This window comes from Gemmatimonadaceae bacterium, assembly GCA_020846935.1.
GTDB lineage: Bacteria > Gemmatimonadota > Gemmatimonadetes > Gemmatimonadales > Gemmatimonadaceae > RBC101.
Window position 1 is genome coordinate 26,039 of sequence record JADLCY010000015.1, and the last position, 18,902, is coordinate 44,940.

An 18,902-nucleotide genomic window follows, 5' to 3' on the forward strand; every position below is an offset into this window, starting at 1 on the left:
GCGAAAGCGCCCGCGCGAGACTGAGGCTCCGACGGCAGCGGGCCGACAGCCCTCAGTCCTGCGATTCAGCCATCGGCCTCTCGCCAAGGCCGCGAGCGCCAGCTGCGTGCGACGCCAGGACAGCGAGCACCAGCTCCGCGCTACGCCAGGGCCGAGAGCACCTGCTCGGCGTGGCCGGCCGGCTTGACCTTCGCGAACACATGGGTGACTCGGCCGTCCGGCCCGATCACGAACGTCGTACGCTCCACGCCCATGTACCTGCGTCCATACATCGACTTCTCCTTCCACACCCCATACTGCTCGGCCAGCGCGTGATCCGCGTCGGCGAGCAACCGGAACGGGAAGTCGTACTTCTTTCGGAACTTCGCCTGCGCGACCACCGTGTCAGGGCTGGCGCCGAGTACAACGGCATCGACGCCGTCGAAGCGAGGGAAGGCGTCGCGGAACTCACACGACTCGGTGGTGCATCCCGGCGTGTCGGCCCTGGGGTAGAAGTAGAGCACCACGCGCTTTCCCTTGAAGTCCTCCAACGACACGGTCGCACCCGTGTCGTCGGGCAGGGAGAACCCGGGAGCCATGTCTCCGACATTCACGCTCACAGCGATTCACCTCCGATCAGCACGGCCATGATGGCCTTCTGGATGTGGAGCCGATTCTCGGCTTCGTCCCACACGCGGCTCTGTGGTCCATCGATCACGTCGGCCGTCACTTCCTCGTCACGGTGCGCCGGCAGGCAGTGCAGAAAAATCGCCGACGCGTCAGCGCGCGCCATGAGGTTGGCATCGACGGTGTAGCGTGCAAAGGCCCTCTGCCGCACCGCCTGCTCTTCCTCCTGCCCCATCGACGCCCAGACGTCCGTATTCACGACGTGCGCACCCTCGACGGCCTCCCGCGGATCGCGCACCAGGGTCACGCGCGCTCCGGCGCGTGCGCGCGCCAGCAGTTCAGCGTCTGGCTCGTAGCCTTCCGGGCAGGCCAGGCGCAGCTCGAAGCCAAGTCGCCACGCCGCGTTGAGCCATGAGTTGGCCATGTTGTTGCCGTCACCGACCCACGCGATGACCTTGTCGTCGATCCCGCCGAGGTGCTGGCGCACCGTGAGCAGATCGGCGAGGATCTGGCATGGGTGCAGCAGATCGGTGAGGCCATTGATCACCGGCACCGTGGCGTGGTGGGCGAAGTCCTCGAGGTCCGCATGGCCGTACGTGCGGATCATGATCCCGTCCACGTAGCGCGAGAGTACGCGGGCCGTGTCAGCGATGGGCTCACCTCGCCCCAGCTGCACGTCGCGCTGCGAGAGGAAGAGCGCGTGACCTCCGAGCTGAGTCGCGCCCACCTCGAACGACACGCGCGTGCGCGTGGACGACTTCATGAAGATCATCGCCAGCGACTTGCCGGCGAGTGGCCGCGCGTCATACCGCCCCGCGCGCATGCGCTCGGCAAGCGCGAAGAGCGCGTTCAGCTCCGTGGTGGAGAAATCGGGGATGGCGAGGAAATCACGGTGGGCCATGGCAGTGGGGCCAGAGCGGAAGGGGCGAAAACCAGTCGACGGAGCCTGCGGGTAGCGGCGTCCCTACAGGATGTACTTGCGCAAGTCCTCGTCGTCGAGCACGGACTTGAGCCGCTCCCTCACCATGGCGGCATCGACGACGACGGCGCCCTTGCCGCGATCGGGGAGGCCAAAGAGCACCTCATCGAGGAGGGTCGTCATCACGGTGTGCAGGCGGCGCGCGCCGATGTTCTCCATGCGCACGTTCGCGAGCGACGCAATGTGGGCGATCTCCCGAATGCCGTCTTCGGTGAACGAGAGCTGAGCCCCATCGGCCTCCACCAGCGCCGCGTACTGTCGCGTGAGGGCGTTCTCGGGCTCGGTCATGATGCGCACGAAGTCGGCTTCCGTCAGCGCGGTGAGTTCGACGCGGATCGGGAAACGCCCCTGAAGCTCCGGAATCAGGTCGCTCGGCTTCGCCACGTGAAACGCACCGGCGGCGACGAAGAGGACGTGGTCGGTCTTCACCATGCCGTGCTTGGTCTGCACGTTGGAGCCTTCGACGATCGGCAGCAGGTCACGCTGCACGCCCTGGCGCGAGACGTCCGGCCCCGATGTTTCGCCCTTGCCGGAGGCGATCTTGTCGATTTCATCGAGGAAGACGATGCCCATCTTCTCGACACGGGCGATGGCATCGGTCACGAGGTCGTCGGTGTCGATGAGCTTCTCCAGTTCCTGCTCGAGCAGGATGCGGCGCGCCTCGCTCACCTTCAGCTGCCGCCGCTTCGTACGCTTTGGAAGCATGTCCTTCAGCATGTCGCCGATGGACTCCATCCCTTCGGGCGGGCCACCGGGAGTCATCACGCCAAAGGCAGGCGTCGTGGCCTGCTGCACCTCGACCTCGACTTCCCGCTCTTCGAGCTGACCGTCCCTGAGCAGCTGCTTGAGCTTCTCGCGCGTCCGCTGGTAGCGCTCGCGCGCGGCGGAGTCGTCGCGCTCCTGCTGCACGGCGCCGGTTGGGGAGACGACAAAGACATTGGCATCGGCGCCGGCCGCGGCGTCCCTGGACGAGGCCTTCGCATCGGCAGGCACCGGCAGCAGCAGGTCGAGCAGTCGCTCGTCGACCTTCTCATACGCGAGGTCTTCCACGTCGCTCTCGCGTTCGGTGCGCACCATGTCGATCGCGCTCTCGACGAGATCGCGGATCATGCCCTCGACGTCGCGGCCGACGTAGCCGACCTCGGTGAACTTCGAGGCTTCGACCTTGATGAATGGCGCACCGGCCAGGCGCGCGAGGCGGCGGGCGATCTCGGTCTTCCCGACCCCCGTGGGGCCGATGAGGATGATGTTGTTGGGCGAGATCTCGTCGCGGATCGACTCGGGGGCGCGCTGGCGGCGCCAGCGATTGCGGAGCGCGATGGCGACGGCGCGTTTGGCGGCATGCTGGCCCACGATGTAGCGATCCAGCTCTCCCACGATCTGCGTGGGGGTGAGGTCGGCAAGTCGCGCGAGGGCGGCTTCGGTGCGGCGGGACGCCATCAGGCGGCAGGCTCCACCACGGTGATGTGGCGGTTGGTGTAGATGCAGATGTCGGCGGCGATCTCGAGGCTCTTGCGCACGATCTCGGTCGGCGCGAGGTCGGTGTGCGCCACGAGCGCGCGGGCGGCACTCAGTGCGTAGGCGCCGCCGGACCCGATGGCGAGCACCCCGTCATCGGGCTCGATGATGTCGCCGTTGCCGGAGACCAGGAAGCTGTTGTTGCGATCGGCCACGGCGAGCAGCGCCTCGAGGCGTCGCAACACGCGGTCGCTTCGCCACTCCTTGGCAAGTTCGACGACAGCCTTGGGCAGGTTGCCGGGATAGCGCTCGAGCTTTTCCTCGAACTTCTCGAAGAGCGTGAACGCATCCGCGGCCGCACCGGCGAACCCGGCAACGACGCGGCCACCGGCGAGCGTGCGCACCTTCTGCGCGTTGGCCTTGGTGACGGTGTCACCCATGGTGACCTGGCCGTCACCGCCTAACGCGATGCGGGCGTCACGGCGGACACAGAGAATGGTGGTGGCGTGAAATACTGGCATTGGGGACGTGGTCGGACGGACGATCACGGCACGGCTCCTCCCGATGCCGCCCGGGAACACGGTCCCGGGAGCGCGGGGCATTGCCGGCCGTCAGTTCAGGTGGGACGCCGGCTCATGCGCGTGGATGCGCCTTGCGATACGCCGCCTTGAGGCGCTCGACGCTGGTGTGGGTGTAGATCTGTGTGGTGGACACCGATGCGTGGCCAAGAAGTTCCTGCACGCTCCGGAGGTCGGCCCCGGCGTCGAGCAGGTGCGTGGCGAACGTGTGTCGCAGGGAGTGGGTGCTGAGCCCGGCGTCCTCGTCCACCTTCCCGAGGAACCTGCTCACGACCTGCTGGATGCCGCGGGTACTGATGCGTTTGCCGGTACGCCCGAGGAAATATGCCGCCCGGTCGGCGCCATGGCCAAGTTGCCGCGTCAGGATATCGCGCCGGGCTTCGTAGTTGCGCAGCGCGAGCACGGCGTGTGATCCGACCGGAACGATGCGCTCCTTGCGACCCTTGCCGCGGACCTTGAGCTGCTGCGATACGAGATCGAGGTCGCGCCGGTTGATGCCCTGCAATTCGGACAGCCGGATGCCTGACGAGTAGAACAGTTCGAGCATGGCGAGGTTGCGCACGTCGGCGAACGTACCGTCCATTGCCCGCGCGGCCGCGACGTCGAAGAGCCGCTCCACCTGGGCCGAATCGAGCCAGGCGGGCAGGTACTTCTCGAACTTCGGCGCCGCGACCGCGCGTGCCGGATTGGCGTCGACGAGATCTTCGCGCTGAAGGAACCGATAGAACGTGCGCAGCGCGGACACCGTGCGACCGATCGATCGCCGCGACAGCCCCCGCCGCGTGAGCCATCCGAGAAAGCCGCGCATCAGCAGCCGATCGACCGCCAGCAGGTCGGGTGACGCTTCCGCGCCCTGCCCCGCGAGGTACTCGAGGAAGAGGTCGATGTCGCGCGCGTAGGCAACCCGTGTGTTGGGTGAAAGGTCGCGCTCCTTGTCGAGGTGCGTCAGGAACGTCGTGACCACCTCCGGGCGCACGCGTTCGGCGACCGGTACGCTCTCGTCGAACTCGCGACGGGTCATGGTCAGGCCGCGCCGGCGGGAAGCAACGCGAACTCGTCCACCCACCCGCGCATCGCGGCCAACGAGCGTTCGGCAAACCGCTCGCGCTTCACACGCTTGTCGCGCACCTCGGTCGCGAGGGGCGGCAGGAGGCCGAAGTTGGCGTTCATAGGCTGAAAGTATCGCGGATCGGCCTCACGCAGGTAGCGATAGAGCGCGCCGAGCATCGTTACGGGCGGCGGCAGGACCGGCGGGAGCCCGCGCAGCTGGCGGGCGAGGTTGATACCGGCGATGAGCCCCGTGGCCGTGCTCTCGGTGTACCCTTCGACCCCCGTGAGCTGCCCCGCAAACATCACCATCGGGTCGTCGCGCAGCGAGAGGTGGGCCGACAGCGCACCGGGCGTGTTGAGGTACGAATTGCGGTGGATCGAGCCGTAACGGAGAAACTCCGCGTTCTCCAGTCCGGGGATCATGCGCAGCACCCGCTGCTGCTCCGGGATGCGAAGGCGCGTCTGGAAGCCGACCAGGTTCCACATCTGGCCCGCGGCATCTTCGCGACGCAGCTGCGTGACCGCCCACGGCCGGCGGCCGGTCGCGGGATCGGTGAGTCCAACAGGCTTCATGGGACCAAACCGCAGCGTGTCACGCCCGCGCTTCACCATCTCCTCGACCGGCATGCAGCCCTCGAAGTACGGGACTTCGTCGAACTCGTGGCCGTGATACTGGTCGGCGCTCGACAACGCGTCGATGAAGGCCTCGTACTGCTCGCGGCTGAACGGGCAGTTGAGGTACGCGCCCTCCTCGCCGGCATCCGCCATCGTCTCCTTGTCGTACCGAGCGGCACGGAACGCGATGGACTCGTCGATGCTTTCGACGGCAACGATGGGGGCGATGGCATCGTAGAACGCGAGCCCGTCTGCGCCGAGTCGCGCGCGGATGGACTCGGCGAGGGTGGGCGAGGTGAGCGGGCCCGTGGCGACGATGCCGCGGTCGGGGAGCCCGTTGACCTCGCCCCTGACGACCTGGACGTTCGGATGAGCCAGCACGGCATCATGCACACCCTGCGAGAACACGTCGCGATCGACGGCAAGGGCGCTGCCAGCCGGCACGCGCGCGGCGTCCGCCGAGCGAAGCACCAGGCTGCAGAGGAGCCGCATTTCCTCCTTGAGCAGCCCGTGTGCGTTGGTGATCTCGGTGCTCTTGAACGTGTTGGAGCAGACGAGTTCGGCGAGCCGATCGGTCTTGTGGGCTTCGGTCCCGCGCACCGGCCGCATCTCGTGCAACCGGACGCCGACCCCGCGCTCGGCAAGCTGCCATGCCGCTTCGCTGCCGGCCAGGCCGCCGCCGATGACGGAGACCGGACGCACGTCGCGCGGGGTGCTCACGAGGCTGATGGTCGCGGCACTGCTGGCGCCGTCGAGAAGGGGAAGGTTGCCACGGCTCTTGCCACGCCGGTCAGACGGCGACCGCTTCTTCCTCGCTCTTCACCACGTCCCATTCGTTCTCGCACTTGAGGCAGCGACGGAACTCGCCGCGCGTCTTGTTCGATTTCGCCTCTGCACCAACGAATCCGCACTCGGGGCACGTCTCCTTCACGGGCTTGTCCCAGCAGATGAACTCACAGGTGGGGTAGTTCTCACAGCCAAAGAACACCTTGCCGCGCGCCTTGGAGCGACGCTGCGCCAGCTCGCCGCCGTCCCGGGGGCAATGCACGCCGGTGGGCAGGCTGCGCGTCCCGCGGCACTTGGGGAACCTGGAGCACCCGAGGAAGTCGCCCGAGCGTCCGTGGCGAATGACCATCTGCGCGCCGCACACCTGGCACAGGTGCTCGGTGAGTTGGGCGGGCTTGCGTTCGCCGGAGATGGGCCGAGTGTAGTCGCAGTTCCTGGGGTGGTTCTCGCAGGCGACAAACGGTCCGAAGAAGCCGCCCTTGGGCACGAGCTTGCCTCCGCACTTCGGGCACTTCTCCTTTGCCAGCGCCGACACATCGTGCGCCTCGGCGATCAGGCCTTCGACGTCGACGTCGTCCAGCGACTTGCCGAACGGCCCATAGAAGTCCTTGAGCACGCGGCGCCACGGCAGTTCGCCCTCCTCGATCTTGTCGAGTTCTCCCTCCATCTCGGAGGTGAAGCCGACGTTGAAGATGTCGGGGAACTGCTTGACCATCACGCGCTCGACGCTTTCGCCAAGCGGCGTCGGCGTAAAGCGGCGCTGCTCGAGAAGGGTGTAGCGACGGTCGACGAGCGTGGAGATGATGGACGCGTAGGTCGACGGGCGGCCGATGCCGAGCCGCTCCAGTTCCTTCACCAGACTCGCCTCGGAAAACCGCGGGGGTGGCTCGGTGAAGTGCTGGTTGGGCGTGATCGTGTGCAGCGGCACCTGGTCACCTACGACCGCGATCGGCAGCGCCTGCTCGTCTTCGAGCGCCTTCCCGTCACCTTCCTCGCGCGACTCGCGATACAGGGCGAGGAACCCGGGGAACTTCACGATGCTGCCGGTGGCACGGAACAGGTAGCGCCCCTGCTGGCCATCGAAGGTGAAGTCAAGCGTCGTCGTGTCGAAGACGGCCGGGGCCATCTGCGAGGCCATGAAGCGCTGCCAGATGAGCTGGTAGAGCTTGAACTGGTCGTCCTTGAGGAAGCGCCGCACCTGGTCGGGGTGACGCGCCGGGTCGGTTGGGCGAACGGCTTCGTGCGCATCCTGCGTGTTGGCGCCCTGCTTCCTGTCCGATCCGTAGACCTGGGGACCGGCGGCGAGATACTCGGCACCGTAGAGCTGGCGCACGACGTCGCGCGCCTGGAGCGCCGACGCCTCCGACACGCGCGTGCTGTCCGTGCGCATGTACGTGATGAGGCCAACCGCGCCCTCATCCTTGCCAAGTTCGATGCCTTCGTAGAGGTCCTGCGCGAGGCGCATCGTGCGCTTGGAGCCAAAGCCCAGCTTCTTTGCGGCCTCCTGCTGCAGCGTGGACGTGGTGAACGGCGCCGCGGGGTTCTTGCGGCGCTCGCGTCGCTTGACCTCCGTGAGCGGGAAGACGCCTAACGGACCGCGGGCGTTCCGGCCCAGCGCCGCGGCGAGCCGAGCCGCCGTAGCGGTCACGTCGTCGACGATGCCCGTGGCCGTGGCGCCGTCATGGATCTCGACCTTTTTCTCGTTCACCGAATGGAGGCGCGCGGCGAACTTCTGCCCACCCTTCTCCAGCTCCGCGGCGATGCTCCAGTACTCCTGTGGCCTGAAGGCGCGAATCTCCCGCTCGCGCTCCACGATGAGCCGCAACGCGACCGTCTGCACGCGTCCCGCAGACAGGCCCTTCTTCACAACCTTCCACAGAATGGGTGAGGCCTTGTATCCGACAAGGCGATCGAGGATGCGCCGGGCCTGCTGCGCCTCGAACAGCCTGGTGTCGATGCGCCGCGGTTTCTCCATCGCCGCCTTCACACTGTCCTTCGTGATTTCGTGAAAGAGGACGCGATGGATCGGCGCGGTGACCTTGTGCGCCCGGCTCGCGGTCAGGTGCTCGGCCACGTGCCATCCGATCGCCTCACCCTCGCGATCAGGGTCGGTGGCGATGTAGACGGCACTGGCGTCCTTCGCCGCTTCCTTGAGCTCGGCGAGCGTCTTCTCCTTGCCCTCGATCGTGACATAGCTGGGCTCGAAGCCCTTGTCGACGTCGATACCGAGCTTCTTGGCCGGCAGGTCGCGCACGTGCCCGACCGTCGCTTTCACGCGATAGCCGCGACCCAGGTACTTGCCGATGTTTTTCGCCTTGGTGGGCGACTCAACGATGACGAGCGCCGCGCCAGCAGCCGGCGCCTCGTCGGCCGTGACCTCGACCGGCGTCCGGCGCGCGCGTGCCTTCGTCGACGCCGACGCGGCGGCGGTTGTCTTTGCTGCAGAGCGTTTGGTGGTCTTTTTTGCCGCGGCGCGCGAAGCGCCCCGGCCGACCACCCGGCGGACGCCTAACGCTTCCTTCGAGCTGCTGCTTCGCTTCTTCGCTGCCATGTCGTTCCCTAGTGCATGATCGTCGGCTCGCCAAACGGCCCGAAACCCTCCGAGCCCCCGGCCTCCACCACCGATCGCGCGTCGTCCAGGCTGACCCGACCGTCAACCTGCATCATGAGTCGTTCAATGACCTGCTCCAGCGCCTCCGCCCCGAGCACCCCACCGGCCCTGAGCCCCAGCAAATACCCCCACGCCTCGGGCGTGAATCGGCTCCGCTCGTGTGGCCCCTGTATCCGGACCGGGCCCTGTGACGTGACCGGAACCCCCTGTCCCGGACGACCAATATCAGCGAGCCATGCCGACACAATGGTACCGATCTGTCCCCGGTCGAACCCCTTCGACGTCAGGTACTCCTCGACCTCGGCGATATGTTCGGCGGTATCGAACCGCCGGCGCAACTGCGCGAGAAGATGGGTTATTCGTGGCTCCATGGCCTAACCTATTCCCGCGGTCCAGAATGAGGCAAGCCGGGCGATTTGGCGCACAACCTCTTGATGTGTAAGGACTTCCGTGTCAATCGCTGCGGCAGATCTTGCGTAATACTCCTCTCGTTCGGCCCCAAGACGGGTCAAAATGGCCTCGGGATCCCCCTTCATTAATAGCGGGCGCGCGTCACGGTTCCCCTCCATCCGACGAACGGCGGTGGCCGGAGAAACCCGCAACCAGACGAGCCGAATCCCTGGCCGGAGCAGATCAACGGTCTCCGATCGGGTAACCCAACCGCCACCGGGCGACAGTATGGCGGGGGGAGCTCCGACGAGCGCCGCCGTTACCTCGCACTCGCGCTCCCTGAAGTAGTCCTCACCGCTCTCCTCAAAGATCCGAGCGATCGAGCGTCCTTCCTGACGTTCGATGACGGCGTCGAAGTCGATCACGTCGCGCGCGAGCAGCTCGCCGAGCGCACGCGCGATGGTCGTCTTTCCCGCTCCAGGCAGTCCCACCAGCGCCAGGTGCCGCACCTCAATCTCCCGTGGCCTGACCGATCCTTGCGGCGATGTGCGCCACGTACGCCGCATGATTCCGCCGAATCTCCTCGACCGAGTCGCCGCCGAACTTCTCCAGCCAGGCGTCGGCCAGGACGATTGCGGTCATTGCTTCGGCGATGACTCCCATCGCGGGTACGGCGGTCACGTCGGACCGTTCGGCCACCGCGGCTGCCGCTGCTCCGGTGGTCACGTCGACCGTACTCAGCGGTCGCATCAGCGTGGCAATCGGCTTCATGGCCACGCGGAGCACGAGCGATTCGCCCGTGGTCATGCCTCCTTCCAGGCCACCCGCCCGGTTGGTGGCGCGCCGAACGCCGCCCGTCGCTGCACTCGACGCATCACGATTGATCTCGTCATGTACCTCGGATCCCGGTCGGCGCGCCGCCTCGAAGCCGAGTCCCACTTCGACGCCCTTGACTGCCGGGATGGACATGATTGCCGCGGCGAGACGCCCATCGAGCTTTCGGTCCCATGAGACGTGCGAGCCGAGTCCGGCGGGAAGTCCGGTGACGACAACCTCACAGATGCCGCCAAGCGTGTTGCCGGCCCGCTTTGCCTCGTCGACGAGTGCGATCATGCGTGACTCCGCATCGCGGTCGAGCGTGCGGAGCGGTGAGGGGTCGGCCGCCGCATTGAGGTCGGCGGGGAGGGTGGCGGGCGGCGCAGCGTCAATGCCGCCGAGGTGGACGAGATGGCTGCCAATCTTCACTCCAAATGCATCAAGCAGGTGACGACACACGGCGCCTACGGCGACGCGCGCGGTCGTCTCTCGCGCGGAGGCGCGTTCCAGAATGTCGCGGGCGTCGTCGCGATCGTACTTGAGCATGCCTGTGAGGTCGGCATGTCCGGGGCGGGGTCTGGTTACGGCTCGGCGACGCAGCACAGGGTCGCCCTCCTGCGGCGCCGGGTCCATGATCTCCTGCCAGTTCTTCCAGTCGCGGTTGCGGATGAGCATCGCGATCGGAGAGCCCAGGGTCTGCCCCGCACGCACGCCGGAGAGGAACTCGACCTCGTCCTTCTCGATCTGCATGCGTCGCCCGCGTCCATAGCCCTGCTGTCGACGCGCGAGTTCGCTATTGACGTCGTCGGCGAGGAGAGCGAGCCCTGCGGGCATGCCCTCCAGTGTGGCGACGAGCGCGGGGCCGTGGGATTCGCCGGCGGTGGAGAATCGAAGGAACATCAGTCTGGCTGTTGACAATCTGTTGGTCGTTTGGTGCTGCTCTCGGCGCGTCCCGCGCCCTGCCTGCGGGCTGGATTCGAGCCGCAGGCTTTCCAGGGGTGACAGGTAGGTTCGAACCCTCGGGAGCGCCTGCAACGGGGGAATGTCTTCCGCCGGCCCGCGAAGGGAAACGTGTTACGGCAGGGGGAGCAAGGCCTTCCCGGGGGCATCTCGCCTACGGTGGCGCGGGGCCGTGGCCCAGCGGCTTCATTTCCGACGTCGATTGATCGGTGGCGACCTGGCGAAGGACGGACGAGCGTCTTGTTTGAGCCTCGTAGCGTCTGGTTGCGCCTCGGGCCGTCTTGTGAGCCTCGTTGAGCCCGTAGCGCCTCGTTGAGGCTCCGTAGCGCCATGTTGGTGCCTCGTAGCGCCACGTTGAGCCTCGTAGCGCCACGTCGGGCCTCGTAGCGCCTCTTGGCGCCCTCGTCGCGCCGACGCACAAACGACGCGAGCCCCGCCGAGGATCGACGGGGCTCGCGAGGCCGATTCAGGCTTCGGCGATCAGGGCTGCCTGATCCTTGCCTGTGAGATCGCGTTGTTGATATCGGCGCGACGCACATCGATCACGACCAGGCCTTCGGGCGTGAGGCCGAACAGCTTCACCACCAGGTTCGGATCCTGCGCAGCTTCGGCCGGCGAAGGCACCGCGGCGCGAAGCGGGCCGTACAGGTTGGTGCGGATCGGAATGCGTCCGCGCAGCCGGTACGTGTAGGAGTCGACGATCTGGATCGAGAAGTCACCCGAGGCCACGAACGCAACGCGCGCGAGCGAGTCGACGGTGTTCTCGTCCTTGTTGTTCGGGTGGAAGACGATTCCGGCGCCCGTGTTGAAGGTGGCGTATTTGCCCTGCAGCCGGAGCGACGAGTCCGCAAAGAACGTCTCGACGCCATGCACGCCGATGTTCGACGAATTCTGGTTGATGTCGAGACCGTAGACCTTGTCTGATGCGTTGTTCGTCAGGTCGGCCACTTCCATCGGCGCCGAATATTGCGCGCCGTCGGCCGTGGTGCCTGTGGGATCGAACACCAGGAGCACGCGACCGGCGCGGCGCGGCGTGTTGCCTTCGCCAAAGGCGACGCGGCGACGGTCACCGCCAACCGCCACGAAGTTCGTGTCGGGCAGGGCGAGTGACGCGACGTCGAGATCCTTGACGGCCACCACGTTGCCGGAGACCGGCGCCTGGCGGAGGGTGGCAATCGCACCCTCGACGGTGAGGGAGTTGACGCACACCGCGGTGTTGGGGTTGTTGCCGGGTGTGTGTTCGCAGATGATGATGCGATCGGGAACGCCATCTTCGCCCTCGATCACGTCCACGTGGTCGGCGTTGATGATGACGTAGTGGCCCTTGAGGAACGCGCCGTACTGCCAGATCTGGCGCGGCTCGGCGCGCGCATCGAGGAAGTTGTCGATGCGCCGCAGGGTGCCCGGGATCGCGGAACTGGTGGGACGCGTCGAGTAGTAGAGCGCGCCGCTCGCCGCCTGAGCGATGTACTGCGGGCGGTCGGAGTAGTCGATCGGCGGGGCGACGGTGAACTTGAAGCCGCCCGAGCTCTCGTCCTTGTTGTACGACACGTCGAACACGTACTCGTTCGCCGTCTTCACCCGCCCCGTTTCGAGGCGCGTGTCGAGGGCGACCTTGGAGACGTTGGTACCGCCCGAGTTGGCGACCAGCAACAGCGAGTTGGAATTGTCGATCGCCATACCCCACGGTTGGGCGCCTACGGCGACCGACGCGAGGCGCTGCAGGGTGGTGGAGTAGTTCCAGGCCTCGAGGGAGTTCCGATTGATGTTCGAGACGTAGACGGTGGCGCGTGCGGTGTCGATTGCAATGTCCGCCCCAAGGCTGCCGGCGGGCATGGCATAGGTGAGGCCGTAGGCATATGTGACCGCGTCGCGCTTGGCGAGCGAGTCCGCATTCACCGGCACGCTGGCGCCGGTCGGTACCGCGTAGCCCGTCTTGCCGGACACGTCGGTGGCGTACGCGGTGATGAACATCGCCTGTCCACGGAGCGCGATGGGGGCGTTGAACACCTTGCGACGCGTGACGTGCTGCGCCGGCGCGGTGAGCGTGTCGGCGGCGCGGTAGACGACAACGCCGGCGGAGTTCTTCGCGACGAACCCGATGATGCGCACGAGGCCATCGGTGTCACGCGCCTCCAGGTCGAGCGAATCCGGAGTCTCCAGGCGCGGGGCGACCGTCTGATAGACGATCGGCGCCAGGAGGTCGGGGCCGGCCGCGGCGACGCGGACCACGAACGGCTGGCCCTGACCACGGAGCCCGTCACGGTTCTCGGCGAACGGGGTGATCGTGATCATACTGCCGGCGCCGAGGGCCGCTGGCACCTGGAACTGGTACGTCACGGTGTCGCCCTTGGGGTACGGCACCGGGAAGAGCGTGGAATCCGCGCGACCAAAGCCCGTCGCACTGGCCTTGTAGCCGACCTTGGTCAGGCCGGTGGTGTCGATCACGCCGACGTTGAAGCTGTACGTGCCGGAGATGATGACGTTGGGCTGCGGTTGCACGAGCGCGATGCGAGGCACGTTTGGATCGAACGCGATCGCGCTCGCGGCGCTGGACGCGGTGTTCGAGGCGCCGTCGCTGACCGACGTGCGCACCGTGATCACCTGGCCCGGACGCACACCGGCGAGAGGGATGCTGATGGTCTTGGAGTACGTGCTGCTCGCGGCCACAAAGCTGGCCGAGTCGCGGCCGACCACCAGGGAGTCCGCGAAGACGCGGGTCACGACCGTGGTGAGGGCAGCGTTGTCCTTTGCGTTGACGAGGACCTGCAGGGGGACGCGCACGCTGACGGAATCGACCCCGTCACTGCCGACCTTCCCCTCGATCGAGACGGCGACCTCGGGCACGATCCGATCGGACGTGGTCGAGGCGATCTCGGTCGACGCGCAGCCTGCGGCCGCAAGGGCCGCGAGGAGCCCCGGGGCAACGCGACGAATGGAATGCTTCATCGGTAAGCTCCAGGTAGGGTTACTTGCTGCCGCTCGGCGGCCGCACCGGGTCACCATCGTTGATGATCGTCGGTGTGATCATGATCAGCAGGTCCTTCTTTTCCTCGCGCGAGTCGGACTGCGAGAAGAAGCGCCCGATGAGGGGCAGGTCGGACAGGAAGGGGATGCCGGCGCGGTTCTTCACGACCTGAGTCTGGACCAGGCCGGCGATCACCGCGGTCTCGCCGTCGTTCACGAGCAGCTGCGTCTGGGCGTTGCGCTTGTCAATGATGAAGCCGAGGTCGCCGCCAACGATGCGCAGTTCCGACTGCTCCGCTTCCATCTTCATGCGGATCTGGCGGTTGCTCGTGATGTGCGGCGTGACCTTGAGGATGATGCCCGTTTCGCGGAACTGGACGTTGGCACGGGCGGGCGTACCGATCTGACCCAGGGAGCCGGCGTCGATTACGCGGACCGGGGTTTCCTGGCCGACCGTGAGGCGCGCTTCGCGGTTGTCGAGCGTCACGACACTCGGCTCGGCCTGGACGTCGGAGAGCTGCGACTCGCGGAGTGCGTCGAGGAACGACGTGAGCGAGTACTTCCCGAGTGCGGTGGAGAAGATGAGGTTGAGCGCGCTCCCGGACTTGTACTTTCTCGTCGCGTTGGCGACGCCGGCGATCGCGTCGCCGCCGAGTTCCACCCGCGATTCGAACTGACCGGGCGTTGTGGCGCCTTCGGGGATGCGCGGGAGCAGCGTATTGAGGAACGTGTTCGCCGAGCCGATGTCATAGCTCAGGCCGAGCTGTTCGATCGAGGTGCGCTGGACCGAGATGATCTTGGCCTTGAGGGCCACCTGCGGCGTGCGCACGTCGAGCCCGCGGACGTACGAGAGCAGGTTCGGCAGCCGCGAAGCGACTTCGGTGATGATCAGCGAGTTGGTGGCGCTGTCTGCCGCGACGGTTCCGCGGACGATGCAACCGGCCGGTACGCCGCCGACACCACCGCCACCCTGCGCGCCACCGGTGCCCTGACTCGTGCCAGGCGCACAGTCCTTGTAGAGAAGCCCCTGCACCGTGGGCTGCAGCGACGTGGCCGACACGTAGTTGATGTTCACCATCTGCGTGGCGACCGGCTCACTGGCCTGCTTCTCGAGGATGTTCTTGTAGCTGTCGACCGTGATGATGCCTGACGCTTCTTCGATGGCGGCAAGGCCCTGTGCCTCGAGGAGTGCCTTGAGGGCGACGTCCCAGGGCTGGTCCTTGATCTCGGCGGTGATGGTGCCCGAGACGTCCTTGCCGACGACGATGGTGCGCTGTGAGAAGGTGGCGAACGCCGCGAGCACGTCGCGGATGTCAGCACCGGCGTAGGTTACCGTGATGCGCGGCTGCTGTGCCTGCGGCGCCGCAGCGTCGATCCGGGGCTCGGGGCGCACGTTCTGCGTCGCGGCCTCCTCGATGTCGCGGGCCGGCGGCGAGGTCACGACCTCACCGGCCTTCTCGACGACCGTGGTGTCTGACTTCGGGGTCGCCGCGGGACGTTCGGCCGCAACTTCGGCGACCGCCTCGGCGAGCATCTGGCCGGAGGAGTGCCAAGCGGCGAACCGCTCTTCTGCGGTGAGCGAGATGCGGACCGTGTTGCCTTCGCGGGTCACCGCGTAGTCGCGCTCGCGGTCCAGGTCGAGGACGATGCGCACGACGTCGCTGCGGTACTGGGCGAGCCGGACGTTGCTGATCCCGGCGCGGGCGATGCGATCGTACGCGCGGGCAAACGGCGCGAGCCGAGCGCCGCTGATGTCGAGCACGATGCGGTGCGGCGACGGGACGGTGAAGTCCTGCACCTCGACCGGACCGGACACCGAGACGATCACGTCGGCGCGTCCGGTACCCGGGACGATCGAGAGCGCGGTAATGGAGCTGGCGGCCTCGATCGCGACCGCCGGACGGCCGGCATGCGCCTCACGAGAGCTGCCGAACAGCGCGACGGTCGTGATGGCGACCAGCGAACAGACTCGCCTCATTGCTTCCTCTCTTTGTTGGAATCACCCAGCGCCAGCGTTTCCTGGCGGCTGTACCCGAACTCTTCAATCGTGAACACCACCGACCGCGGCGAGATGGCGGAGACCCGCATGCGACCGAGCGACTGCCCGACGCGGATGCGGTACTGCTCCTTCTCCTTGGTCGAGACGTCGTGGAGGACCGCGACGGAGTTGCGACCGCCCGCGTCGTACGCCACGGCGACGAGCCGCAGGTCCGAGATGAGGGGTCGGAGCTCGCTCGTGCTCATGAGCGAGACGAACGGATCGCGGCGTCCGCCGCGATCGTACAGGAACGTTTCGCGTTCGAAGCTGCTGCCAGCGGAGACCACCGAGGCGGTGCCGGCTGCGGAATCGGTGGCGACGCGACGTGCCGCGGCGGGCGTGGCGGCCGGCGCGGCGACCGCGGAGTCAGTCGGCAGCGTCGAGTTTGCGCGTGTCTGCGCGTTTGACGCGGCGACGGCGTTGGTGGCCGCCGCCTTGGTCCGCGAGATGGACGGGATCGACTGCGCCTGTACCGCGTTCGCGGCAAAGACGACGGCCCCGAGGAGCACCGGGATACGCATCAGGACTTCCCTCCACGCGTCACTGTCGCCGTCCTGGCGACATAGGTCTGGATCTCGAACTTCGTGTCGAGGGCCGAGGAGCCGACGGGGCGCCGGGCGACCGCATCGAGGTTGGTGTTACCGGCCACCGCGAGCGACACGTTCACCGGCGCCATGATGCGCGTCAGCGAGCCGACGTTCGCGAGGAACTCGGCGACGGCGTGGTAGCCGCCGGTGACGGCGATCTGGTAGCGGTAGGTGTCGAACTGCTCGCCCTCGACCACGGGGGCCGGGGTGACGGCAGAGATGTCCAGGCCCGCACGACGCGCGGCGGTCGACACCTGCTCGAGGAGCGCGGGCACCTCGTTGCCGGTGGGCACGAGCTGCCGCATGACTTCCAGGTCGCGGCCGAACTGATCGGCCTCGGCGCGGAGCTGCTCGCCCTTGCCTTCGGCGGCCTCGGAGCGTGCGACGTTGTTGCGCTTTTCGAGCGTATCCACACGCGAGCGCAGTTCGGTCAGTTCCTCGGACTTGGGCTTGTAGACGAAGTTCCAGTACGAGGAGGCGAGCATCGCGGCGACGACGCAGACCAGGACCATCGCCTGTTCACGCTGTGTCTTTGGCGGGAAAGCCATGGGTTACCTCACCGAGAGCGAAACGGGGGCGGTGGTGATGACGGACTTGTCGGGGCGTTCGAACTCGGCGTCGAGCTGGAACTCCGTGACTTCCTTGCCATCGAGAATGACGAGCTCGGACTTCGCGAGCTGGACGTTCTGCAGGAACGGCGACGTTTCGAGGAGCTTCATGAAGCGAGTGAGCGCCTGGATGTCGACGGTGTTGCCGATGAGCCGGAAGCGGAGCGGGCCGACCGGCGCCTCGTCCTTCTTGCCAGGCCTGGCGGTGGTGTCGGCCTTCTCCTTCTTCTTCTGGTCTTCGAGCAGGGCTGCCGGCACGGCGACCGCGGAGGTCTGCTGGATGGACTTGAGCCACGTGTAGGGCGGCAGCGAGCGTGACACCTCGTCGAGGATGTGCGGCCACACGTAGCGATCGTTGTCGATCGAGCGGATGATGGTCAGCTGCTTCATGACCGAGTCGCGCTTGGCTTCGGCGCGGCGGCGTTCCTTGAGCACCATCGCGTATCGCGTGGAGTCCCGGAGTGCCGCGGTCTCGCGAAGGCCGAGGTCCATGGCGTTGGACGACTGCGAGAGGTGCATGGTGCCGACGCCGCCGACCGCGAGCAGCACGGCGACGATGGCGGAGAGCAGGTACGGATCCCGGGTGCGCGAGGCGGCACCGGTGGCGAAGCCCTTGAGCGAGAAGCCGCCGTGGGACTTGCTCTTCCTGGCGGCGCCTGGCAGGAGGTTGATCTGGATCATCGGAATGATTCGCTCGTGGGGTTACGCCGCCTTGCGCAGGGCGAGGCCAATGGGAAGCATGAGGAGCGGCGCGACTTCGTCGGTGACGAGGTTGTCGAGGGCGCCTTCGCGAATGCGGAGGTTGGCGAGCGGGTTCGCGAGTTCGACCGGGAGTCGCAGCCGCTGGCTGAGCGCCTGCGTGAGACCGGGGACGCGGGCGCCGCCGCCGCACAGGTACACGGCGCGCATCTGCGAGGCGTTGCGCGACGACGAGGCGAGGAACGCGGCGGCGCGCTCGACACCAACAGCGATCTCCTCGCCGCGATTCTCGATGACTGCGTCGAGGTGCGGCGAGCGATCGTAGCCCTGGAGGAGGCCATCGGCCTCGTCGGGACTCAGGCCGCGCTCGCGCTGCAGATCTTCGCGGAAGCGGCGCGTCCCCACCGTGAGGTCACGGGTGAGGATCGGCACGCCGTCATCCATGATGTTGATGTTGGTGACTTCGTGCCCGATGTTGATCAGCCCGACGACGCCGTTCATGGCATCGGGGTGATTGACCTCGAAGGCGTTATGCAGGGCGAAGGCGTCGACGTCGACGACGGCGGGCGTGAGGCCGGCGTCGGTGAGGAGGCGCATCTTGTTCTCGATCAGGTCGCGCTTGGCGGCAACGAGCAGCACGCTCATCTCCATGCCGTCGGCTTCGGGATCGAGGATCTGGAAGTCGAGCTCCACCGACTCCATGTCGAACGGCACGTGCTGTTCGGCTTCCCAGCGCATCAGTTCGCGCGCCTGCTGTTCCTTCACGCGCTCGATCTGGATCTTCTTGATGATGACGTCGCGGCCACCGACCGCGGTGACAACATCGCGCGCCTTGAGACCTGCCTGTTCCATGGCGCTGCGGATCGCATCGGTGACGATGCCGGGGTCCATGACTTCGCCCTCGACGATCGCATCGGCGAGCAGCGGCGCGATGACGACCTTCGCGAGTTCCGGTTCACCTCGACCGTGGTCGATCACGGCGATCTTGATGAGGCCCGAGCCGATGTCGAGCCCGATCGTGGACTTCTTGCGACCGAAGAGCGCCATAACGTTGTGGGGTGAACGGAAGCTGTGCGTGCGATGGAGTCGAGCCGGACGTGCTGCGCGCGCGTGGGGCCTATCCGCCCGGCTGCGCTGCCATTCACACGACCGCC

General features: G+C 66.9%; 16 protein-coding genes. All 16 read right to left on the bottom strand.

Features of this window, described 5'->3' with window-relative positions; genetic code table 11:
* Positions 1-140: 140 nt before the first annotated feature.
* The gene (gene bcp / locus IT361_18240; GenBank protein MCC6319615.1) at positions 141-578 is read right to left on the bottom strand and encodes a thioredoxin-dependent thiol peroxidase; all 438 of its coding nucleotides are present in this window, start codon (positions 576-578) and stop codon (positions 141-143) included.
* A gap of 17 nt (positions 579-595) precedes the next feature.
* On the bottom strand, positions 596-1,507 hold the full coding sequence (gene argF, locus IT361_18245) for an ornithine carbamoyltransferase (protein ID MCC6319616.1): 912 nt from the start codon (positions 1,505-1,507) through the stop codon (positions 596-598).
* 63 nt (positions 1,508-1,570) lie between these two features.
* Entirely contained in the window at positions 1,571-3,025 is a 1,455-nt protein-coding gene (gene hslU, locus IT361_18250; protein ID MCC6319617.1) for an ATP-dependent protease ATPase subunit HslU, read from the bottom strand.
* Positions 3,025-3,564: an ATP-dependent protease subunit HslV gene (gene hslV / locus IT361_18255; GenBank protein ID MCC6319618.1), complete on the bottom strand. Its 540-nt coding sequence runs from the start codon at positions 3,562-3,564 to the stop codon at positions 3,025-3,027. Before hslV ends, hslU begins: the two co-directional genes overlap by 1 nt.
* A 112-nt stretch (positions 3,565-3,676) precedes the next feature.
* The gene (locus IT361_18260; protein ID MCC6319619.1) at positions 3,677-4,642 is read right to left on the bottom strand and encodes a tyrosine recombinase XerC; all 966 of its coding nucleotides are present in this window, start codon (positions 4,640-4,642) and stop codon (positions 3,677-3,679) included.
* Positions 4,643-4,644: 2 nt separating this feature from the next.
* Complete coding sequence (gene trmFO / locus IT361_18265) at positions 4,645-5,988, bottom strand: methylenetetrahydrofolate--tRNA-(uracil(54)-C(5))-methyltransferase (FADH(2)-oxidizing) TrmFO (protein MCC6319620.1); 1,344 nt, start codon at positions 5,986-5,988, stop codon at positions 4,645-4,647.
* Positions 5,989-6,076: 88 nt separating this feature from the next.
* Positions 6,077-8,623 (bottom strand): type I DNA topoisomerase, encoded by a 2,547-nt coding sequence (topA, locus tag IT361_18270; GenBank protein MCC6319621.1) that lies wholly within the window; start codon positions 8,621-8,623, stop codon positions 6,077-6,079.
* Between the two features lie 8 nt (positions 8,624-8,631).
* Positions 8,632-9,054, bottom strand: coding sequence for a DUF494 family protein (locus IT361_18275; GenBank protein MCC6319622.1), 423 nt, complete (start codon positions 9,052-9,054; stop codon positions 8,632-8,634).
* 3 nt (positions 9,055-9,057) lie between these two features.
* Entirely contained in the window at positions 9,058-9,582 is a 525-nt protein-coding gene (locus IT361_18280; protein ID MCC6319623.1) for a shikimate kinase, read from the bottom strand.
* A gap of 1 nt (position 9,583) precedes the next feature.
* Positions 9,584-10,789, bottom strand: a complete 1,206-nt coding sequence (gene aroC / locus IT361_18285) for a chorismate synthase (GenBank protein MCC6319624.1) — start codon at positions 10,787-10,789, stop codon at positions 9,584-9,586.
* Positions 10,790-11,329: 540 nt separating this feature from the next.
* A complete protein-coding gene (locus tag IT361_18290; GenBank protein MCC6319625.1) occupies positions 11,330-13,798 on the bottom strand; it encodes a hypothetical protein in 2,469 nt (822 codons plus the stop codon).
* Positions 13,799-13,817: 19 nt separating this feature from the next.
* On the bottom strand, positions 13,818-15,794 hold the full coding sequence (locus IT361_18295; protein MCC6319626.1) for an AMIN domain-containing protein: 1,977 nt from the start codon (positions 15,792-15,794) through the stop codon (positions 13,818-13,820).
* Positions 15,791-16,375: a hypothetical protein gene (locus IT361_18300; protein MCC6319627.1), complete on the bottom strand. Its 585-nt coding sequence runs from the start codon at positions 16,373-16,375 to the stop codon at positions 15,791-15,793. The genes IT361_18295 and IT361_18300 overlap by 4 nt, the downstream gene beginning before the upstream one ends.
* A complete protein-coding gene (gene pilO / locus IT361_18305) occupies positions 16,375-16,989 on the bottom strand; it encodes a type 4a pilus biogenesis protein PilO (protein MCC6319628.1) in 615 nt (204 codons plus the stop codon). The genes IT361_18300 and pilO overlap by 1 nt, the downstream gene beginning before the upstream one ends.
* Before the next feature lie 3 nt (positions 16,990-16,992).
* Positions 16,993-17,730 carry a PilN domain-containing protein gene (locus tag IT361_18310; GenBank protein ID MCC6319629.1) on the bottom strand — a complete coding sequence of 246 codons (738 nt, stop codon included), beginning with the start codon at positions 17,728-17,730 and terminating at the stop codon, positions 16,993-16,995.
* 21 nt (positions 17,731-17,751) lie between these two features.
* Positions 17,752-18,795 carry a type IV pilus assembly protein PilM gene (pilM, locus tag IT361_18315; protein ID MCC6319630.1) on the bottom strand — a complete coding sequence of 348 codons (1,044 nt, stop codon included), beginning with the start codon at positions 18,793-18,795 and terminating at the stop codon, positions 17,752-17,754.
* Between the last annotated feature and the right edge of the window lie 107 nt (positions 18,796-18,902).

Coding starts and splice junctions, on each gene's coding strand:
- bcp (MCC6319615.1), bottom strand. CDS start 578: ATGGCTCCCGGGTTCTCCCTGCCCGACGACACGGGTGCGACCGTGTCG.
- argF (MCC6319616.1), bottom strand. CDS start 1,507: ATGGCCCACCGTGATTTCCTCGCCATCCCCGATTTCTCCACCACGGAG.
- hslU (MCC6319617.1), bottom strand. CDS start 3,025: ATGGCGTCCCGCCGCACCGAAGCCGCCCTCGCGCGACTTGCCGACCTC.
- hslV (MCC6319618.1), bottom strand. CDS start 3,564: ATGCCAGTATTTCACGCCACCACCATTCTCTGTGTCCGCCGTGACGCC.
- IT361_18260 (MCC6319619.1), bottom strand. CDS start 4,642: ATGACCCGTCGCGAGTTCGACGAGAGCGTACCGGTCGCCGAACGCGTG.
- topA (MCC6319621.1), bottom strand. CDS start 8,623: ATGGCAGCGAAGAAGCGAAGCAGCAGCTCGAAGGAAGCGTTAGGCGTC.
- IT361_18275 (MCC6319622.1), bottom strand. CDS start 9,054: ATGGAGCCACGAATAACCCATCTTCTCGCGCAGTTGCGCCGGCGGTTC.
- aroC (MCC6319624.1), bottom strand. CDS start 10,789: ATGTTCCTTCGATTCTCCACCGCCGGCGAATCCCACGGCCCCGCGCTC.
- IT361_18290 (MCC6319625.1), bottom strand. CDS start 13,798: ATGAAGCATTCCATTCGTCGCGTTGCCCCGGGGCTCCTCGCGGCCCTT.
- IT361_18295 (MCC6319626.1), bottom strand. CDS start 15,794: ATGAGGCGAGTCTGTTCGCTGGTCGCCATCACGACCGTCGCGCTGTTC.
- IT361_18300 (MCC6319627.1), bottom strand. CDS start 16,375: ATGCGTATCCCGGTGCTCCTCGGGGCCGTCGTCTTTGCCGCGAACGCG.
- pilO (MCC6319628.1), bottom strand. CDS start 16,989: ATGGCTTTCCCGCCAAAGACACAGCGTGAACAGGCGATGGTCCTGGTC.
- IT361_18310 (MCC6319629.1), bottom strand. CDS start 17,730: ATGATCCAGATCAACCTCCTGCCAGGCGCCGCCAGGAAGAGCAAGTCC.
- pilM (MCC6319630.1), bottom strand. CDS start 18,795: ATGGCGCTCTTCGGTCGCAAGAAGTCCACGATCGGGCTCGACATCGGC.